Origin of the sequence: Enterococcus sp. DIV1304_2, assembly GCF_050555445.1 — a bacterium.
GTDB lineage: Bacteria > Bacillota > Bacilli > Lactobacillales > Enterococcaceae > Enterococcus_B > Enterococcus_B pernyi.
The window spans coordinates 288,899-309,492 of the sequence record NZ_CP187851.1; the positions used below are offsets into that span (position 1 = coordinate 288,899).

The 20,594-nt window shown below is 39.3% G+C and carries 18 protein-coding genes; 10 read left to right on the plus strand and 8 right to left on the minus strand.

Features of this window, described 5'->3' with window-relative positions:
• The first annotated feature begins 98 nt into the window (after window positions 1-98).
• Both msrA and IGJ14_RS01430 read left to right on the plus strand, forming a co-directional pair.
• On the plus strand, window positions 99-917 hold the full coding sequence (msrA, locus tag IGJ14_RS01425; RefSeq protein ID WP_074799636.1) for a peptide-methionine (S)-S-oxide reductase MsrA: 819 nt from the start codon (window positions 99-101) through the stop codon (window positions 915-917).
• A 220-nt stretch (window positions 918-1,137) separates the two neighbouring features.
• On the plus strand, window positions 1,138-2,133 hold the full coding sequence (locus IGJ14_RS01430) for an aldo/keto reductase (protein WP_071866190.1): 996 nt from the start codon (window positions 1,138-1,140) through the stop codon (window positions 2,131-2,133).
• A gap of 272 nt (window positions 2,134-2,405) precedes the next feature.
• On the opposite strand, the gene IGJ14_RS01435 is transcribed toward IGJ14_RS01430, so the two are convergent.
• The 8 genes from IGJ14_RS01435 to IGJ14_RS01470 form a co-directional block, all read right to left on the minus strand.
• A complete protein-coding gene (locus tag IGJ14_RS01435; RefSeq protein WP_071866192.1) occupies window positions 2,406-2,780 on the minus strand; it encodes a hypothetical protein in 375 nt (124 codons plus the stop codon).
• Between the two features lie 19 nt (window positions 2,781-2,799).
• Window positions 2,800-3,288 (minus strand): signal peptidase I, encoded by a 489-nt coding sequence (gene lepB, locus IGJ14_RS01440; protein ID WP_205216901.1) that lies wholly within the window; start codon window positions 3,286-3,288, stop codon window positions 2,800-2,802.
• 51 nt (window positions 3,289-3,339) lie between these two features.
• The gene (locus IGJ14_RS01445) at window positions 3,340-3,663 is read right to left on the minus strand and encodes a hypothetical protein (protein WP_071866194.1); all 324 of its coding nucleotides are present in this window, start codon (window positions 3,661-3,663) and stop codon (window positions 3,340-3,342) included.
• Window positions 3,664-3,724: 61 nt separating this feature from the next.
• On the minus strand, window positions 3,725-5,470 hold the full coding sequence (locus tag IGJ14_RS01450; RefSeq protein WP_074799639.1) for a class C sortase: 1,746 nt from the start codon (window positions 5,468-5,470) through the stop codon (window positions 3,725-3,727).
• Window positions 5,471-5,673: 203 nt separating this feature from the next.
• The gene (locus IGJ14_RS01455; protein WP_071866196.1) at window positions 5,674-6,387 is read right to left on the minus strand and encodes a pilin N-terminal domain-containing protein; all 714 of its coding nucleotides are present in this window, start codon (window positions 6,385-6,387) and stop codon (window positions 5,674-5,676) included.
• Window positions 6,368-11,248, minus strand: a complete 4,881-nt coding sequence (locus tag IGJ14_RS01460) for a SpaA isopeptide-forming pilin-related protein (RefSeq protein WP_430608193.1) — start codon at window positions 11,246-11,248, stop codon at window positions 6,368-6,370. The genes IGJ14_RS01455 and IGJ14_RS01460 overlap by 20 nt, the downstream gene beginning before the upstream one ends.
• Before the next feature lie 23 nt (window positions 11,249-11,271).
• On the minus strand, window positions 11,272-12,996 hold the full coding sequence (locus IGJ14_RS01465; protein WP_065096890.1) for a SpaH/EbpB family LPXTG-anchored major pilin: 1,725 nt from the start codon (window positions 12,994-12,996) through the stop codon (window positions 11,272-11,274).
• Window positions 12,997-13,383: 387 nt separating this feature from the next.
• On the minus strand, window positions 13,384-14,289 hold the full coding sequence (locus IGJ14_RS01470; protein WP_065096889.1) for a helix-turn-helix domain-containing protein: 906 nt from the start codon (window positions 14,287-14,289) through the stop codon (window positions 13,384-13,386).
• A 509-nt stretch (window positions 14,290-14,798) separates the two neighbouring features.
• On the opposite strand from IGJ14_RS01470, the gene IGJ14_RS01475 reads away from it, so the two are divergent.
• From IGJ14_RS01475 to IGJ14_RS01510, 8 genes are all read left to right on the plus strand, one after another.
• A complete protein-coding gene (locus IGJ14_RS01475) occupies window positions 14,799-16,367 on the plus strand; it encodes a peptidoglycan DD-metalloendopeptidase family protein (RefSeq protein WP_065096888.1) in 1,569 nt (522 codons plus the stop codon).
• Window positions 16,368-16,380: 13 nt separating this feature from the next.
• The gene (locus IGJ14_RS01480) at window positions 16,381-17,082 is read left to right on the plus strand and encodes a DivIVA domain-containing protein (RefSeq protein ID WP_065096887.1); all 702 of its coding nucleotides are present in this window, start codon (window positions 16,381-16,383) and stop codon (window positions 17,080-17,082) included.
• Between the two features lie 79 nt (window positions 17,083-17,161).
• Complete coding sequence (locus tag IGJ14_RS01485) at window positions 17,162-17,590, plus strand: hypothetical protein (protein ID WP_065096886.1); 429 nt, start codon at window positions 17,162-17,164, stop codon at window positions 17,588-17,590.
• Window positions 17,591-17,594: 4 nt separating this feature from the next.
• Entirely contained in the window at window positions 17,595-17,747 is a 153-nt protein-coding gene (locus tag IGJ14_RS01490; protein WP_155756844.1) for a hypothetical protein, read from the plus strand.
• Between the two features lie 256 nt (window positions 17,748-18,003).
• Window positions 18,004-18,324, plus strand: coding sequence for a PTS sugar transporter subunit IIB (locus tag IGJ14_RS01495; protein WP_010736487.1), 321 nt, complete (start codon window positions 18,004-18,006; stop codon window positions 18,322-18,324).
• Window positions 18,325-18,347: 23 nt separating this feature from the next.
• Window positions 18,348-18,665 carry a PTS lactose/cellobiose transporter subunit IIA gene (locus tag IGJ14_RS01500; protein ID WP_019723249.1) on the plus strand — a complete coding sequence of 106 codons (318 nt, stop codon included), beginning with the start codon at window positions 18,348-18,350 and terminating at the stop codon, window positions 18,663-18,665.
• A gap of 35 nt (window positions 18,666-18,700) precedes the next feature.
• A complete protein-coding gene (locus IGJ14_RS01505) occupies window positions 18,701-19,954 on the plus strand; it encodes a PTS sugar transporter subunit IIC (protein ID WP_065096885.1) in 1,254 nt (417 codons plus the stop codon).
• A 123-nt stretch (window positions 19,955-20,077) separates the two neighbouring features.
• Complete coding sequence (locus tag IGJ14_RS01510; protein ID WP_065096884.1) at window positions 20,078-20,479, plus strand: MmcQ/YjbR family DNA-binding protein; 402 nt, start codon at window positions 20,078-20,080, stop codon at window positions 20,477-20,479.
• The last annotated feature ends 115 nt before the right edge of the window (window positions 20,480-20,594 follow it).

The window sequence follows — 20,594 nt, forward strand, 5'->3', positions numbered from 1 at the left end:
GAGATGTTAAATGATTCAAAGAAAATAGTGAAAAAGCAATCTCAGCTTTTTCCTGTTTCCTTGGATCGACAAGGGACACTTTGGGAGGAGGAGATCCGATGAAGAAAGAGGAAGAAATCACCACTCTCTATAATTTGATTTTAAACCCAAACACGCGAGACTGGGAACGGCAACAACTAATTACAGCAAAAGAAGAGTTAGCAACTTCTGTTTCTCTAAAAGAGGTACTTGAAAAGTTGGAAGTTTCTTTACGACCATTAGCTTTACGACAAAATCTAACGCCAGACGTCATGGATTTCTATTTGCAAATGATCGGCGATCCGTTAGGGGAAGCGCGGTATGATTTTTCTAAACACGAAATGACAGATCCGACTGTTCAAGAACGAGCAGTATTTGCTGGCGGTTGTTTTTGGTGTATGGTAGAGCCTTTTGAGCAAAAAGCAGGGATTGTTTCTGTGATGTCCGGGTACACAGGTGGACAGTTTGATTCCCCTAATTATGACCAAGTCAGTGGCGGCTATACTGGTCATGTGGAAGCAGTGGAGATCATATTTGATAAGCGAGTGATCAGTTATCAAGAGCTAGTCGAGATTTACTGGCAAGTAACGGACCCGACGGATGAATTTGGACAATTCCAAGACCGCGGAGAACAATATCGCCCAATCATTTTTGTTCAAAATGAAGAGCAACAAAAAACTGCTGAAGCGTCGAAACAAGCATTAAGCGCATCAGGTCGCTACAGAAAACCGATAGTTACAGCTATTTTGCCAGCGACAGCTTTTTGGCCGGCTGAAAATTACCATCAACAATTTTACCAGAAGCAACCAAAACGTTACAAAAAAATAAAACAAACCCGTCGTCAATTAGCATTTTTGCAAAGAATGACGCACAATTGGGGAAAAAAAGCCAAGAAATAAATAAGTTAACACAATTATGATAGCGTTTTCTGACAGAGCTGATGTATCACTTGAAAGTAGACGAGGTTACATGGGTACTTGAAATAGAGATGGATCAAAAAGCTGGGTTAGTAGTCATCTGCTATCCTTGAAAATGAAAAACGGCATTCCAGAAGTAACTCCTTATTTTTTCGGAGTGGAAGACTTCTGTGATAATCATAAAAAATAAGGAGTGAATGAAATGTATGTAGCTGATAAAACGCGTTACGAAAACATGGAGTATCGTAAAAGCGGTCGATCTGGCTTAAAGCTGCCCTTACTGTCTTTAGGGTTATGGCAAAATTTTGGGGAATATGATCCCATCAGTAATCAGCGGGAAATTTTAAGGGGGGCTTTTGATTTAGGCATCACCCATTTTGATCTAGCCAATAATTATGGTGGACCTGCTGGAGCAGCTGAAACAAACTTTGGGCGACTTTTTAAAGAGGATTTCAAATCCTATCGAGATGAACTGATTATCTCTAGTAAAGCAGGCTATCATATGTGGGATGGCCCATATGGCGATTGGGGGTCTCGTAAGTCGATCATTGCCAGTTGTGACCAGAGTTTGCAACGTATGGGTTTGGACTATGTGGATATTTTCTATCATCATCGTCCAGATCCTGAAACACCTTTGGAAGAAACCGCAGAGGCATTGATGCAATTAGTTCGACAAGGAAAGGCCCTTTATATCGGTATCTCTAACTACAATGGGGCGGACACACAGCGAATGGCGGAAATTTTACGCAAAAAAGATGCCCCCTTCGTGATCCATCAAATGCGTTACAATCTGTTTTCAAGAGAATTACTTGAGACGGACTTAGCACCTGTTCTTGCTGAAAATGGACTAGGTGCAATCACGTTTAGTCCCTTAGCACAAGGCTTGTTAACGAATCGCTACTTACATGGTATTCCTGAAGATTCACGTGCCCATCGAAAAGAAATCCCTTTTCTTTCAGAAGAACAGATTGCACCGACACTACGTAAAATCACACAGTTACAGGAAGTGGCGGAAGCGAGAGGACAAACATTGGCTCAGATGGCATTGGCGTGGAATGTGCGACAACCATCAGTGACAAGTGTCTTAGTCGGTGCTAGCCGTTTGAGTCAGTTGCAGGAAAGTGTCAAAATGAAAGATAATCTCGTCTTTGCACCAGAAGAACTAGCAACGATCGAAACGATTTTGGCAGAAAATTAACGTGTGAGAAAATCACGTTGAAGTGGATACAACAAAAGCAAGAGTGTCTGGGGCATTAGTCCTCTAGCATATTTTAAAACCGAATAAAAGGCGGAAACAGGAGTAACTTCTTCGGAAATAAGGCGCCATCCACAAAAATTTGAAAAACAATTTTCGTGGATGGCGCCTTATTTATCGAGGCTAAACACTTCTGTTCCAACCTCCTCTTGTTTCTGCTATCGTATTTTGTGTTTGAGAGGTGATGTAGGGACAGACGGCGCAGATTGTTTTCTTCACTTCTTTTTTACTTGGTACAATAACTTGCCTGCTTGTTCTTCTAAAGTGAAGGTTTTATCGTCTTGCTTTTTTTGTTCCTGTTCTATTTGTTCCAAATTTGTTTCAGACGCAACAGAAGGAGCCTTCACATACAACATACGCCCATCTTCTGCGGTTTTTATTAAAGATACGGGAGACGAGTGGCTATCGATTTCTGTTTTTTTTTCTGACACTGTCGCTGTTTCTAGCGTTAGCTCACTTATTTTTCTTGTGAATGGTTCATGTAGTTCTTCCTCAGTTTCCAAATCAATCTCTTCCTCTAGTGGTAGTTGATAAATTTCATCTAATAAACTTTTTGAGAAAAACCAACCATCATTCTTTTTTTTACCCATAGTTGTCAAACACTTCCTTTTATTTAAAAATAACTTTTCCTAAAATACGAGAATGACTAACAAGTCCAAATGTCCGACTATCTTCAGAAATATCCGGATTATCGCCTAAAACAAAATAGGTATTTTCAGGAAGATAGGTCAAATGTTTCATTTGCGCGACTGCTTCTGGACTCAGTCGAAAAATCTCTGTAGGAGAATGCGGCTTGTTGCCTAAATGCAAGGTCAGTTCATTCCCATGTACTTTTATAGAATCTCCTGGGATTCCGATAATCCTTTTTACGATTTCATCCGTAGAGGATCGCTGAATAGCGATGATGCTATAACGTGTAAGCGAAGAAAATTTGTCCACGATCACTATGTTGCCGTTGACTAAAGTATCCTCCATCGATGTTCCAGTAACTTGATGAAAGTGATAGCGGTGAAGCGAATAAGTAAACGTAACGCATAGAAGCAGACATATTAAGAAATAGGGTCCTTTCTTTTTCCTTTTTCGAAGTTGACCATTCACCCAAATAAACAAGAAAACAGCCCCCTTTTTTTACTTGCTTGTTCTTTTTGATTAGTCCAATCGATTTTTTAGTTCTTGGACCCGTTCAACTAACTCAAGGATTGTCTGATGGTCATTTATTCGAGTATTTTGTAGTTCAAACAGCATGTAGACACAAAAGGCCAATGCAATAGTTAGCAAGCTATTAATGATCAAAAGATAAAAAAATTGTTTTTTCAATAATTTCAGTTCATAAATACTGATTTTTTTATATAGAAGCGGTTGATCACCGGCTTTCTTTTTTAGCAAAATCAATCTCCCTTGTTTTATCATTTGGATTCCCAAGAAAAATAAAATAGCCAACACAACAAGGGATAAGATACTGTTGATAAGCATGAAAGAGACCTCCTTTATAAGTAGTTCTTTTGAAGATGTTTTGCTCAATGGGGGAAAACACTTAAACAAGATGGAACAACAGTATCGGTATCAATAAGAAAAAAACGATCGGGATCAAGGTCTGTAATGGCTCGGCGACGATCTTAGACGCCACGGACATTGACCACGAATTAATGGGATGGACGGGAGAGTCCGCGAGAATCGTGCCATCTATGTTTGTACGGTTTTTTTCTAAGCCTAATTGGGCTAATTCAGTAGCGGATAAGGTGCTTAGACTTTTTACGCTACTTAAATTTCCTTGAACGACTCGACGAAAACGTGTGCCGATGTCACCTTCACAACGCACTAAAGTGATCATAGCTTGTGGTGCTTCTTTTTTGATTTCGAGTAACTCGATTTCTGTATCAACAACGACATCGTTGTAGCTCACTTCATAGACAAATAGCTCGTTGAAATCTGTCGCATAGATCTTTGCATTGAGACGAAGTTGAGCGATTTGATGAAGCAAGACATTTTGTTCAAATACATTATGTGATAAGAGGACATAATTTCCTTTGCCGAGTTGTTGATTTTGCGTGTAAGTGGCTACGCCATTCATCAAGTTGTCATTATTCATACCGGCAAGTATCGGTAAGTCGATCGCTACTTCTGGGATCATTATTTTTCCGATGCCCCAGTCATTGATGCTTTGTTGGTAATTGATCTTCGCTTTGGAAAAATTACTGAGATTGACACTCGCAATGTCGATTTCAGAGTAGTTAGCTGCCGCTATTTTTGGCAAGTTGAACGTTGAAAGGTCTGTATTTTGTCCTATATCAATGCTCTCCATTTCTTGTTGTTTCTGAATTTGTGTATAGCCATAGATTCCGACACTTAGTAAAGCAACCATTGAAAGAACTAAAGTAATAAAGAGTCCTTTGGTCAAGAAATAAAGGCGAAGCAATTTTTTTCTGGATTTTTCTTTGACAAAGGGGTCTTCAGAGCGAAAGCGTTTGACTAGATAACGAAAACGAACAATAAGTAGGAGAGCGAGAGTGAGACAAACACTGAAAGAGCCTAATACAATGGTTTGATAACTCCAGAAATTTCGTTTTTCAACTTGTCGATTAACGGCTTCGTTGTAAGGAATCCGGACACCATTTACTAATAATCGATACGTATTGATTCCTGGTGGCGTGCAAGTCAATAAGGTGACCATATCCTTTCCAGGGATGATTTTGGCTTTATCGACTTCAGTAGGCAAGACTTCTTCAAAGGATTCGATTTGATAAGCGAGGCGTTCACCTAAAATCGTGAGAAAGAATAGATCGCCAATTTGAAGATGGATGATATCAGTAAATAAAACTTGGTTCTGGATACCGCTATGACCAGTGATGATCGATCGTGTGTTTTCACCGCCCACTGGAATCGAACTCGCTTCGTAATGTCCTAAGCCACGATTAAGTGTCAAAAAATCAGTGCCGTGATAAAAAGGCATGGTTTCGATTGCCAAAGCGGGAATGTCTAGTGTACCCATTACCCCAGCGGTATTGATCAATGTTTGGTACTCAATTTCATCGAAGTCAACCAAGTCTCCTTGTTGTTCTTTATAAATCAATTCATTGTAACGTTTTGCTTGCTCGAATTTATGCCCTAATTCATCTTTCGTTAGCTGTTCTAATGCTTGATGGTAATTGATGGAAGCAGTACTACGTTCACGATTTGCGAGATAGTTCGCAAAAATCGGATAGATCAAAGTGAGCGTTCCTAAAAGAATCAATAGTGAAGCAAATAACAAAAGAACAGACTTCTTTTCTTTTTCAATCAAGGTTGTTCACCTCATTTTCATTTCATTATTTTTGTTTTTAGATTTGCGAAAAAAGCAAAGTCATTTCTCTTTTCTGCTTTCGGAAATGTAAAAACGAGAGTTGTGAAAAATTCTGAAATAAGCGGAAATCCACAAAAATCAACACTCGATTTTTGTGAATTTCTTCTTACTTCTTAGGTTAGAAACAATTGGTTCTAGACTGTTTAAGGCTTTTTTTTCCCTTTTGGTTTAAAATTAACGATTGTGACGATCCCTAGTAAGATGATCAATGCCAGTGTAAAATAAACCGGAAAAAGTGAACCGAGATTCCCACTTGTTTGTGGAATCCTTTTTGTAGTCGCTTGCCCTTGTTTCGGTATAATCGATCTAGGAGTAGCTCCTTCTTCAGGAGAGACGACCACGCTTGATTTTGGATAAATAAACAATTGATCTAAACGAGTGCCATCGGCAGTAATTGCAGGTAATTGGACAACGACTGGCTTAGCTGGGGAAGACAATGCATCGTTTGCAAGTTCGGTGACTTCATAGAGTCCTTCAGTCAATGGAATAGTCGCTTGCCCGTTTGACCCCGTGATGATTTCGATTGGTTCAAAACTTGGGATTTCCGTAAAAGGATCACTGGCATCATTACTCGGTGTGACCTTCTTGATTTGATAACGAATCCCAGGAAAGGGGGTTAATGCCTGTCCCTGTTCGTTCGTTAATCCCGTTTCTAAGGAGCCAGTTGGCTCAGAAGGAAGTAGGTGATTATCCATTTCCTGCTCTGAAAGCTTATATTTTACAATTGTTAATTGGAAGGCTTCTTCTGCGTATGCCACAGGAGTAGTCCATTTTCCAATTGAACCACCGAAGAGGAATAGTAGAACCAACAGGAGGCGAATAAATAAAATGGAATGATCATCTTTTTTTGGGTTCATCTTTCTTTCCTCCTGTTTTTTTTCGATTCATTTCCTCCAATTGGTATTTTGTACCTAATCCGATTAAACCAATCAGGGATAAACTAGCAGCTGCGATAAGGACACGTTGCATGATTGAACTGTTACCGGCAAAAGGCAATTCAGTGATCAGCTCATCTTCGGCAAAGAGATGAACGATCGTGTTGTTTTCATCCAATGTGACCTCGCTTGGTTGTTTCAATAGTTCATAGCCATCGGGTGCGTTTGTTTCAACCAACTCATAGGTACCGAAGGGAACCTCTTCAAAATGAATACGTCCATTCGCGTCAGTTGTCTTCGTTTGGAGGATCACGCCTGATTCTTTTTCGTGGAGGGAAAACTCAGCGCCAGCCAGTTTATTTCCTCCAATCAACTGATTTTCGTCATTGATATCTGGTTGATCATCCTGATCATCATCTACAGCGGTACCTGCTTCTAACTTATACAAATAAATCTCTCCGAGTGTACTGACAAGCCCTAGATTCAAATAAGGAATATGATAGATAGAATCATCTGTCGTGATCATTCCCGGTAAATTGGCTAAAGGTTCAGCGATATACTCATTGGTTCGGAAGGTGGTTTGATTTGCTTTTGAGTTGATGGAAGGATCTTCACCAACCATTGGTATCGTTACTGCAACTTCTTTTCGTTCGATTTGATCGCCGATTTGGAATTCTACTACATAGGTTCCTTCTGGTAGATAATTAAAACTGTAATGACCATTTGCATCTGTTTTTAGTGTGGAATTTCCGTTGCTGTCAACAAATGATGTTCCTTTCAAGTTATGCTCGACCAACTGATCGGCTACTTCGCTTGGGTGAGTCAGGCTTGTTCGATAGAGTTTGACAGGAATATTTGCTAGCTTTTCCTCGCCATCATCGGCTAGACCATCGCGATCTTCGTCTAACCATACGAATCCGCTCAACTCTCTGCCATATACTCGGGTAATGGTTTCTTGTGAATGGACCGGTAAGTCGATTTGCGCATTCATATGGGCGGTATTTCGATATTGGTCACCCGGTAATTGGTCAACTGGTTGGACGGTGATGGAGAGAGTGACCGATTCACCAATCGGAACAGTTGGTTTGGTGATCATAAAACCTGTGGCATATTTGATTTCTTCGTCAGGTGTCGAACCGGGTGTGTATTCCGTCCATGTAGCAAGATCGATCTCATTTGGGTTCGTCTCATCTTCTATTGGTTCGGTGGTGTAATACATCGTATATCCTTCTGTGTCGACATCTACTGAAAGAACTTTTAGCGTGCCATGGAAAGAAGAGCCACGAGAATCACCGTTATACGGTAAGATATCCATCAGACGAAAATCTTGAGCTGGCTGTAAGGCACTGTTAGCAGAAGTGATCGAATAAGTGAATGAAGTATCAGCATCCGCTTCGGTCAAAGGATTCATTTCTTGATTTCCTGTTTCGATTACTGTCTTATCCACTGTTTTAGTAATTACTAGTTTTTGGGATAATTCAGTAATAAATTGATCTTGCGAAGAACGAGTTTCTTCAGTACGGATATCAAAAATATCTGGTGTATCAGATGTCCACATTTCTCCAACTGTTTGGATAACAAGGGGGGACGTTAATCCCATATTGTTAAATGTCAATTCTGAGATATCACTCATTGCTTGGAAATTAACCTCGGTACCGGTAGCCAGAGAAGAATTGGGAAAGACCCAACGTAACGTTGTTGTGCCATCTTCGTTTGTGGTGATCACGGGATCAGGTAACGGATTGTTGTGGGCATCTTTAGACGAGCCGAACAGATAATGGATCCCTCTTGGTAAGGTGGTATTCAGGGCGCTATCATACGAAGTTTCTTCGGCACCAGTAAGTAATCCTCTGACTTTAATATCGATCTTCTCTTCTGTTTGATACAGAGACTTGCTTACTTCTGTATTTGTATCAATACCAAAGTTCAATATAAATGCATTAGTTCCTACAAAAGGAGCATAAGCATTTAGTGAGGTATTATATGGTGATAGAATATCGCTACCATCCGCTTCCCAAGTCGCTGGTATAAATGTAATATTGTCTGGTACACTTTGTTTGACCACGGTTCCTGCACTATTTTTTATTCCAAATATAGATAAATGAACATAGGGATTGTTTTCTTCATCGAAAGGACCTGGCTGACCAATAACTCTCACTGGAATCCCATTCCAAGTAGAAAATAATCCTTCATTTATATAGTAGCTAAAGCGTGCGGCACTGATTGTTCCAGCAGCCTGTGCTTCCTGTGACGTTTCGTACCAAGTGTATTGAGCAGCTACAGCATCTAAATTTGAATGGGTAAGGTTCGGCATAGCATTTCCATTATTGCGAACACCATAAGACAAATAATGACGATTAGAGTAATCTGGTTCATATCGTTGAGTATAAGGTTGCCTAGTATCATCATATTCAAAACCATTCGTATTCCATTGGAAGATCTGTTCGGTAGTGGAGTTAGGAGGATGGTATTCACTAATGAACCATCCTCCTAAGTAGGTTTCTTGTCCTCTCATCAGTACTGGTTGTCCAATATTATAACTCCAAATGCTATAACCCATATCTTGATTTGTTGCTACCGTTCTTCTCCCTGTATCGGGGTCAGGTTCCCCCAAATCAACGATATTCGGACCACCTGTCATAGGTCCTGAAGGTGGAGCGTAGTTACTGAAATTCAATGTGGTATTATTTTCTGACACTTGTCCATCATAGCTAATAGTAGGGATACTTAAGTGTAAAGTATAATACTCCCAAGCATTCGCCTCTCCTAATGCATGTAATTTCGCGTCATCCCAATTGAAAATAAATTCTGTACTGATAAATGTATCGTTTGAAAAAGTAGTCCCTGATGTAGTATATGTGTAAGGATTTTTTGAGCCAGTATAATTTGAGATTTCCCAAGTTTCTTTGTAAGATCCTAATTCGATTGACACATTTCCTGAATTGTATACCCCAATTGCCGTTCGATCGCCAGAAGGTTCAGAAAAGTAAAGGGCTTCCGTATCTCCATTGGGGATTTGGATTGGATAGATGAGGCGTGTTGGATCAAAGGTCGCCGTATATGGACTTCCGGCGGTAGTTGCTTGCCAATTTGCTTCTGACCGATCCGTATGGGTAACCGAATAAAAACGTGTTTGTGCAGCATCATATTCATCCTTACTAACTGGTGTAACCGTGTCGCCTGAAACACTAGTGACTTCTTGGACAAGATCAAAGGAAATCGGGCCTTCTGGGTAGGCGGAGCCACGTAGATCTCCGGTAATTCTTTCTGGTAAACGCTCCAAATTGATGACTAAACCAATGTTGTAAACCAAATCTGTATTTGTTGCATTAGGATCATAGATTTGATAGGTTGTTTGTTCGCCACGAACAAGTTGAGCAGTGATTGACGGTTTGGAAGAAACCGTTGTTTCAGGCACATTCAATTCGGAAAGATGTTCTTTTGTATACGTTTGATTAAAGGTTTCGGTTTCGCCTGTATCGACATTCACTGCATCAATAATCTGTAATTTGAAAGTTGGTTGTATGACTGTACCTTGCTTTGCCCCAAACACATTGATAACGATAGGAACAAATACTTGTCCAGATGCGCCAATCGTTGATTCCATGATTCCTTCAGAGAGTTTCGAACCATCACCAACGCCGCTGTCTGCATAAGTCCCATTGGCAATTTCTCCATTAATAAACGGCGCATCATTGATCAAGGTAGTCGCGTTAGGCAATGTGCTAACGACACGATAGCGGATATTCGTATAATGATCAGTCGCCAATGTTTGGATAGAAAAACCAAGTCGGTATAAGATTTGATCGTTGGAACGGACGATATTATTATCCGGAGAACTATCATACCCAGGTGCATCATGGGAATCAAAACTATCTGTTCCAGTTGCCATCGTTAACTTCGCATCTTTAATCGTGATGGGACTACTTGCTAGTTCTTCCATTGTGTGGAGTTCTTCGGTCAATAACTTAGGGGTAATGATGGAATCTTCCGCAGGAAACTCTTCTTCAAGAAGTTCTTCCATTGTTAAATCGGTTTCTTTCGTTTCAACCACTAAGACATTGTCCTCAGCGATGGCTTCCTCAAATGGAGGAAGTGTGGTGTCGCTGGCTTCCTCTTGTCTTTCAGTTTGTTCTGTTTGCTCCTCGTAGTCTGCTTTTTCAGAAGAAAGTGTCGTTTCTTCAGTGATGGATTCAGCAGTTTCTTCTACTGTTACATCAGATGAACTTAACCATTGAAATAGCGTTTGATATTGTTGAGAATAGACATCCGTTAATACGATACTCATATCTTTCATTGGTTCTCGAAAAACGAGAGTGACTGGCTGATCTTTGACTAAACGTAAGTAAATAGTCGCTTGTTCCGAGGTCTCGTCGGATGTCACACCAATCACATCACTTACTTCTGCCGGTTCAACCATAGTAACAAGGGAATCGGCCATGGTCTCGGTAGTTGAGGTGGTAGTTGTTTCTGTCGTTTCTAGACCAATGCCTAGACGAGCCAGCTCCTCTTCTTGAACAAAATCTTCGGTGGTATAGATCGGGATGGTTTGCTCCTGTTCCTCATTTAAGGTAGTGATTGTATAATCCGTACTAGATGGAAGAACGAGTAAACGATTTTCGCTACTTCTGATCGTGACCATTGCCGGGTCGTCAGAAATTTGTGTATCTTTGGTCAAATATGTCTGATCGCTATTAATGACTTCGACTAAATTTGCTTCTTCTTTGGCTCGAAGAGGACCACCTACAATAACGACTTTAGCGATTATACCAAGGATAATCGCTAAACCAATCACTATTAGAATAGGAGGTTTTACTTTGAGTCTAGAAAATCTAGTATTCATTGCAGTCTCCTTTCATTCTGGACTTACGTCTGTTTTCGCTTTTTCTGGATAATGACCACTGTTGTGCCAACAATGATGGCTGCAAGTGCAATCGCAATAATCAGATTTCTTCCTATACCGCCAGTAAAAGGCAAGCTTGTTTGCGGTTTATTAGTGACTGTCAGTTCAATCGTTGCATCATCTGCGGTCGTTAAATCGACAGTTACTCTTTGGGCGGCCTTCAATAATTCATAGCCTGTAGGCGCCTGTGTTTCCACTACCCAATAATCGCGTGCGACTTCGCTGTTTTCGACATAGTTATTATTATTGGCATCTGTCCAATCTAAAGCTAATCCATCAAAAGTAGCGTGGCCATTTGCATCAGAAGTCGAAGTTAAGAAAGTGACCCCTGATGGTAAATTGGCATCTTCTGCATAGCTATTTCCGTTACTAGCAATGAAAATTTTATTGTTCGCATTACTTTCAGAGATGGCAATTTTGAATTCTGCATCAGCTAAACCAGTCCCGCTATTTTCTGAAATTTTTTCGATATCAAAGCCACCAGTATAGTATTTCGGGTTCGTCGTTTCTGGTGGTGTCGTACTTTTTGGTCGTTGACCTGGGAGTTGGTGATTGACGGTAAAGGTATTTTCAACAATGTTGTTCCAATATTCTGGAACATGTGTAGTAAGCACCGTACGGATATCAGTATAGCCATTTGCGACTGATCCCGCTTTGATTAGACCGGCTTCTGTCAAAGTGGTTGTCAGTCTATTTGCCTCAACATCAAATGAGACCGTATAATCGGCAGGCGCCAAGTCTGTCCATTCACCACCAGCTTGTCTCACTTGCATTTTTGCACTATCTGGAACATAAGTTAAGTCACTATTCAGTTCGTCTACCATTGAAAAATTTGGCTGTAATAACCCATTAGTATCTCGATATACAATGGGCTGACCAGCAATCATCTCGACAGTGTCCACCGTCTGTCCAGCGGCATCTAAGATGTCGATCGTTCCTGTTTGACTAGCTATTTGCCAGAGTCCGGCAGGGATATTCGTTGTTAATTCCCATCTAATGGGTTGTCCTGCTTGCACTGAATCCCCTTTTTTGTCGTTGAATGTTTTATCTGGGTGGAGAAGATCTTCTAAAATATTCTTTGGTTCAACTTGTACATCATAGATCAATGAAGATAAATCGGTACGACTGGTTTGGGGAATATGCACAAAGAAAGGGTAAACAGCTGTTTCGATTTTTTTTCCATCGGTTGCAGCTAAATTTGCGCCTGTTCGTTCATCAGGTAATTCAGTGACTAAATAGATGCCATCATTGGCTCGACCAATGCCTAAGTCGAGAGTGGCTTTCCCACTAGTGTCAGTTGTAATCGTCTGTGCGTTGAAAGTGGTGTCGATTTCGTAATCGGTGCCCAATTGTTGTTGTTTTGGATCAGTTAAAGAGCTGCCACTTGGTAATTTTCTCACCCGTTCTATTTTGAAATTGATTCCTGGAATCAACTCTCTATCTGGGTTGGTGATAGTACCATCTCCTCGTGGTTCTAACTCGCTGAAGTCAGTGATCGCATACTTCCAAATCGTCAAACTTCGTCTTGATGTTTCGTTGGCGATGGCATTATCCACGGTTTCTGCTAAGGCTATTTGGGTGTTCGGTAGTCGTAACGAGTCAATACCAGAAGATAGACTGATTGATAGAGATGTTGTAGCTAATATGAGTTTCGATAGTACGTTCATTGTTGAATTTTTTTTCTTCATTTTCTCCCTCCTCAACTGGAAAGCAATACATGTCCAATAGTGAGTGATCCATGGGTTCACTGAACAAATAAACAGGTACGCTTTTTTTCCTATATAGATCAAGAGTAGAGGATGAAAGAGTTTTTTATCGTAAAAGTTTCATTAATGACACTTTTATAATTAGAATAAGATGAGTTTATAATGATAAAAGGGTTAGTTCTGGCTTTTGGATTCTATACCCTTGTAGGACTCTTTAAAAAATAGTTATGGAAATAAATATGAAGCATCACTGGGAAAATGACGAGGAACATAGGTTTTGAGTAGATAAAAGAACAATCAGATGGATAGCTGTGGGAAGCATCGTCTGATTGTTCTATACGTGTTGGGTGATGGGATCGACTGTTGAAATTATTCGGGCATCTGCGCAATGACCTCCACTTTTTCCCATAATGTATGGAGTGTTTTGATTTCGAATACCCCTTTTTGTTCGTCTCTAAAGACATAGGCAATGATTTTTTGTAATCGGGTATATTTTTTTTGTCCTCGTTCAAATTCTCCGTTAAGTGTTAGTTTTGCGGCATACAAGAATAATCGCCAAATTCGAAATCGGTAATTAAAACGGTGGGGCGTCCGCTTCAAAATAAATGTTGTTGCAACTAGGACATTGCTTTTATGGCAAGAGTCTAAGGCTGTTTCGTAATACCCAAAGTACAATAGATCCAAGACTAAGGGGTCTAATACTTCTTCATGATTCGTTCTGCGGTATAAAAAGCGTTTAAAAAAATAATCATATTCTTCAAAATTAAGCGTTTCCGTAATTGAAGAAAAAAGTTTTAGTTCAATATTTGTCCATAAATCTATACTGTTCAAGTAATTTTTTACTTGTTGGATCAATGTTTCGTATTCTTGATAATCCCCAACATACTTGCTATGGATTAGACCAGCACGCCAATATACATATTGATAACCCAAGCCATCTGTTTTAATAAATTGATCCAACGCTTGCGTTTTTATTTTTGCGATCTCAAGATAATCAAACGTAGCAAGGGCTTCGGCTAATTGATTTTCTAAAATTTTAGAACCTTGTTTGATCAAAGGAATCACTTCTTCAAATTCAGTTAATTCGATCCCAAGAATATCAATGATTTTTAGAAAATTGGTCAGACTGATTTCTCCTTCTCCGCGAACAAAGCGATAATAAGTAGGTCTTGTGATGCCTGTAGCAAAAATCGTTTTTGTGGAAATCTTTTTTTCTTTTCTAATATCATTTAAGAGTTCTCCTAAAACAAGAGGATTGGTTACGTTGTTGATCATCGGATTCAGCCTTCCTTCCTTTTATGTTCAAAATAAAAAACAAATAGTTATTTTATATATAATGAAAGTTATGTTTTTGTATAATTTAATAATTTAGGAACGAGTAAATCAACTATAAAAACATTATAATATTGGGTTTATTTAGTATGGTAATTATTGTTGATAACACTTATAATTTTATTTTTGTTATTAAAAAATAATTTTTAGGTTATCTTAAGTGTAATTTTTTTTGGTTGAGTGATAAAGTTATTTGCTTGTTGAAAGATCAAACTGTTTTTAAGTTAAGAAAATTTTAAGAAATGAGTCACTAATCTGATTTCTGTGAAAATGTGTACAAAAAATCCTTTGATCGTACTTAAAAAATCGTAGAAGAGTGTCATATATGAAACTCTCTGCCACTGTAGATCTATTTCAGTTTAGGGTAAGGATAATAAGCTATTAACTACTCGTATGTAGGAGATAAAATAGGATCACTGAAAATCAATGATTCAGTAAAAGGAGTAATTTTTATGGAAAAGGAAAAAATTTTATATAAAAATGGCAAGAAAATAATTATTAGGAGTACGAGTATCAAAAAAAGTAATATTTACAAAAGAAAGATTGCAGGAGCATTGATGGTCATCGGTACGGTAGCAAGTAGTTTTAGTCATAGTATTGCTTCAGCTGATCAAATCATCACGAATGCGGTTGAAATAGAAGAGACACCAATTCTACCGATCGATGAGATGGTCGTATCAGAAACTACTGAGGAACCAGATAGTGAACTACCTGAAGTCAAAGAGGAGGGAGAGATATCTACAGATGAAGATACTGAAGTGATTCCTCCTTCACCTGTCCCAGAGGTGCCACATCAACCGGCACCAGAGACCTCTAACCCGCAACCATCTGTACCAGAAACACCCAAGCCGCCAATACCAAGACCGCCAACAATAACACCTGAGACGCCAACAACGCCTCCACCAACAGTATCGGAAACCAATGGCAGTGAGGGCTCCGGCATAAATGATGTTGGGTCAGTTCCGATTCAAACGGAACCCGAGGGGGAGTCATGGAGGTCTATATCTGAATCATCTTTGGAAGCGGTACCTACTGAGGCGGTGCCAACTGAAACGGGAGAAAGTGTAACGGAAACCAACGGACCGACTGCCCGAACCGAACAGAGTAACATCTTTTTTAGAGGTTTTTCTGCCAATACGACCACGGAAGCTTTTATCCAAAAAATTGCGCCGGGGGCTAGAAAAGTTGCTTTAAGCAACGATTTATATGCATCTGTGATGATCGCCCAAGCCATTTTAGAATCGGGTAGCGGAAGTAGTCAATTAAGTTCATCTCCTCATTATAATCTCTTTGGAATAAAAGCTTACACCGAGGAAGATTCGGTGGAATTTTTAACACAAGAAGATGATGGGACAGGAAACTTATACACGATCAGTGCACGTTTCAAATCTTATGAATCCTATGAAGAAAGCTTTTTAGATTACGCCAAATTATTACGAGAGGGATTAACGCACGATGCTGATTTCTATTCAGGTGTCTGGCGTTCGAATACTTCTTCCTATCAAGATGCTACAAGGTTTCTAACGGGCAGATATGCCACAGACACGTCCTATTACCAAAAATTAGATGCGTTGATCGATGTCTATGACTTGGAAAAGTTTGATATTGAAATCGATGAACTAATGATGGGAGAAAACGGATTTATCAACCCGTTGGAACACTTTACGATTACGAGTCACTACGGTATGAGGGGAGCAGAGTTCCATCGGGGGATCGATTTAGCTGCAAATGCCGGAGCGCCGATCTTTGCCAGTGAAGCAGGGACAGTTATAAAATCCGAATATCACGCTTCGTGGGGGAATGTCATTTCGATACGTCATGAGAACGGACTATTTACATTGTATGCGCATCAAAGTGTCAATGTTGTTGAGCCAGGGCAAGTGGTTCAAAAAGGGGAAGTAATCGGTTTTGTTGGTTCGACGGGAAATTCTACAGGACCACATTTGCATTTTGAATTATCGACAGATGCCAGTATGGAACAACGATTTTTAATCGATCCGCTTGAAATCATGCGACGATGAAAAGGAGGAACCTATGAACTTTAATGCAGAGCAATTAAGGAAGATCACTTTCCCCACGGTTTCTCTCGCGGGGTACAAAAAGCAGGATGTAGATGATTTTTTGACACACGCAGCAAATGATTATGATGCGATGAAAGAGACCAACACAGAATTAGAGAAAAGACTGACACTTGCTGAAAATCAAAAAGAGAATTTATTAAAAGTATTTGAAAAAGAAAAAAGTGATTACTTGGCTGAGATCAAAGAATTAAACGCTAAATTGAATGAAGCAAGTAAAGATGAAAGAGACGTGCATGCCAAAAAAAGAAGTTTTGAAAATGCCTTGATCATTGCGCAAGATGCAGCGTTGAAGATTGAAGAAAATGCTGAATTAGAAGCCAGACGTATGGTAGGTGAAGCAAGGACTGAACAAGAAAATATTCTCAAAGAAGCAAAGGTTGAAGGGAATAGCATCAAAGCCGAAGCCTATAATTTATTAGCTGAAGCAAATGGAAAAGTCAGTGAAGCGAACTCTTATTATGAAGAACAGATGACGAAGCTGGAAAGCGAAAAAGAAAAAAGGACCAAAGAAATCCTGCAGTTGGAAAGTGAAGCGAATAACGTTCGCTTGCAAATCATTTCAGAATATCAACGTGCCATCAATAATTTGTCTGAGGGGAAATGGCAAAACTGGATAAATACAGTTAAAAAAACAGTCAGCGATGGTATTGAATAGTTCGAATAACCTTTCGACTACCCCTACTTTCACCACGAACTTAGTCGGAGGATATAATAAATCGGAAGTTGACCTTTTTTTGGAAAAAATCAAAGTAGAGCATGAAGAAATGACCCACACTATCCAAAAGCTAACTCTTGAGAATGAAAAGAAAACAACAGAATTGATCAATTTGATCAAAGCTAATGCGACCGTTTCTTCTATATTAAAAGAAAAAATGACTAAGATAAATGTGTTAGAAAAGTCTTCCTCGACCGAACAGACTGAGAAGTTAACGGATGCGATTCAAATCACCCAAGCAAAAGAAGCACTGTCTATTGAAAAAGAAAGCATCCATTGTTTGAAGAAAGAGTTAAAACAGAGGCTATATGAATTCGAAGATTTTCGAACAAGGAATATCGAAGCATGGCGCCATTCGATGGCTCTTCTGAATGAAGAGATAAACGAAAGTACAAGGAAGCATGAGAGAAACGTTGGATTAGTTCAGCAAAAAAAGTTTGGAGGTTGAAGAGGTGACAGGATTCGATAAAAACGTATGGGCTTACAAACGACAAAAATTAGAAGTCTTGGCTAAGAAACGTGTTACTTCTATAGAAGTATTACAAGAATTGAAATTTATGAAAAGAATCGATACGATTGAATCAAAAAATAAATCAATGAAGTAACTACTTGTTGATTTTTCTAGCAAACAATCATCGAAATCCACCAAGTGAGGAGTAGCCATACTTTTTACTTGGTGTTTTTTGTACTCTGTTCTCTCTTTTTGCACACTAAAAATAGTGTGCAATACAAAGATTAGAGTGTGCTTGATAAAAAAACAACATGAAAACCCTTTTATACCAACTTGATAAAGCGATTTCAAAGTTGGCACGATACTTGCATTATATAAAAGTGTAAGAAGAAGAAAAGGAAGTGTTCACAATGGAAAAAAGAACAATCATGCTTGTCTGCTCTGCAGGAATGAGTACAAGTTTATTAGTGACAAAAATGCAAAAAGCAGCAGAAGAAAAAGGCGTAGAAGCGGATATCTTTGCAGTTTCAGCATCAGAAGCTGATAGCCAACTAGAATCAAAAAATGTAGACGTTTTATTATTAGGGCCACAAGTACGTTTCATGCAAAGTCAATTTGCTGAAAAACTAGCACCAAAAGGGATTCCGTTAGATGTTATCAACATGCAAGACTATGGCATGATGAACGGTGCAAAAGTATTGGAACAAGCAGAATCATTGATCAATAAATAAAAACAAGAAAAAGAGGGAAGAAAATGGAAGATCAAAAAAATTTAGAAGCGATCATGGGCTTGATCATGTTCGGCGGCAACGCAAAAAGCGATGCAATGGAAGCGATTGCGGCTGCGAAAAAAGGTGACTTTGAATTAGCAGATGCAAAAATCAAAGATGCAGAAGAATCATTGGTTCAAGCACATCATTCGCAAACAGGGTTATTAACACAAGAAGCACAAGGGGAACACATGGAAGTTACTTTGTTGACCGTTCATAGTCAAGATCATTTGATGACATCGATCGCGTTTACAGATTTAGCAAAAGAAATTATTGATCTATACCGTCGTATAGAGGCTTAAATAAAAGTTTTTTAAAGGAGAAAAGAGGAAAAGATATGGATAGCTTTGTAGCATTTATGGAGAAACACTTTATACCAGTCGCATCAAAAATCGGTGCGCAACGCCACTTAGTGGCCATTCGTGACGCTTTTATGGTCAGTATGCCATTGATGATCTTAGGCGCTTTAGCTGTAATGATCAATAACTTGCCGATCCCTGGATTCCAAGAATTGATGAATTCGATTTTTGGTGGTGAAGCATGGAAAGGATTCGGTGCGGCTGCTTGGAACGGGACGTTTGCGATTCTTTCTGTTTTGATTGCGTTCTTATTAGCTTATCATTTAGCAAACGGTTACCGTAAAGATGGCGTATCTGCCGGAGTGATTTCATTAGGTTCATTCTTCGCACTAGGCGGCGCTTTAGGTATGAGTTCAAACGGATTATTTATTGCAATTATTGTCGGAATTATTTCAACAGAGATTTTTGTTCGTTTAAGTGGAAATGAAAAATTGATCATCAAAATGCCAGACGGAGTGCCACCAGCAGTAGCAAAAGCATTTGCGTCATTATTGCCAGCAATGATCACGATTTCATTGTTCGCACTAGTTGCTGCAATCTTTGCAGCATTCGGTGTTGCTGATATTGTCGGAGCATTCTACACAGTGGTTCAAGAACCATTCATGGGTCTTGCTAACTCTTACCCATCTGCATTATTGCTTGCATTTATTACACCGTTCCTTTGGTTCTTCGGATTACATGGAGCAAACATGGTCGATCCATTGATGCAAACCATCAATGCGCCAGCGATCCAAGCAAACGTCGAAGCGATTGCCAACGGTCAAAGTGCACCATTTATTGTCAACAAACCTTTCTTTGACAGCTTTGTCAATTTAGGTGGTACAGGTGCGACACTAGGATTACTGATTGCGATCTATTTAGTAGGACGTAGAAACAAACCTTATATGGTCGTAACGAACTTATCGATTGCACCAGGAGTATTCAATATCAACGAACCAACCATGTTTGGTCTACCAATCGTTTTGAATCCAGTGATGTTTATTCCATTTATTTTAACACCAATGGTTTTAGTAACTGTTGCGTACTTTGCGACATCAACAGGACTTGTACCAGCAGCTACAGTAATGCCACCATGGGTAACACCACCAGTGATCGGCGGATTTTTAGCAACAAACAGTCTTTCAGGCGCAGTGTTATCTGCAGTTAACTTACTGATTTCAATTCTGATCTATCTACCATTCGTTAAAGTAGCAACGATCCAAGAAATGAAAAAAGACGCATTGAACGCCTAAGAAATAATAAACGGAGAGCAAGTGATTGCTTTCCGTTTTTTTGTTACTACTGTTATCATTGCTATTTTTCAGAAAGCAACGTATAGTTTTTGTAAGCATTTTATTTGAATAGGAGGATAGCGTATGAATACAACAGATATTCAAAAAAGGATCGAACGATTCCAAGCATATGGGAACACACTTCCAGGAGCTAGAGTATATTTTCGTGAAGATTGGGAAACGCTTTATTTTGATTTGGATGGTAAACAGTTTGGGATGATGAGTCCAGAAGCGAATGAAAAAGCATTGATCACGTTAAAACATTTTCCAGAAAAAAACGAGGAATTACGAACGATGTACCCTGGGATCATTATACCTGGTTACTATGCCAATAAGAAACATTGGAATTCGATCATGTTAGGCAAAGATGAATTGTCAGACGAGGAAATCGAGAAAATGATTTTGATTTCTTATGAATTGGTACTAGCTAAATTCGCTAAAAAGAAACAAGAAGAAATCAAAAACTCAGTGATAGAAAGTGATTGAAAGCTTGAAGGGGCATCAATCATTTTCTAGTCGATGAAAAAGGTCTGGAAATAGGGGGAACCTGTTTCCAGACGCTTAATAAAATTTGTGCAGATGGACTAAGAATGTTTGGATC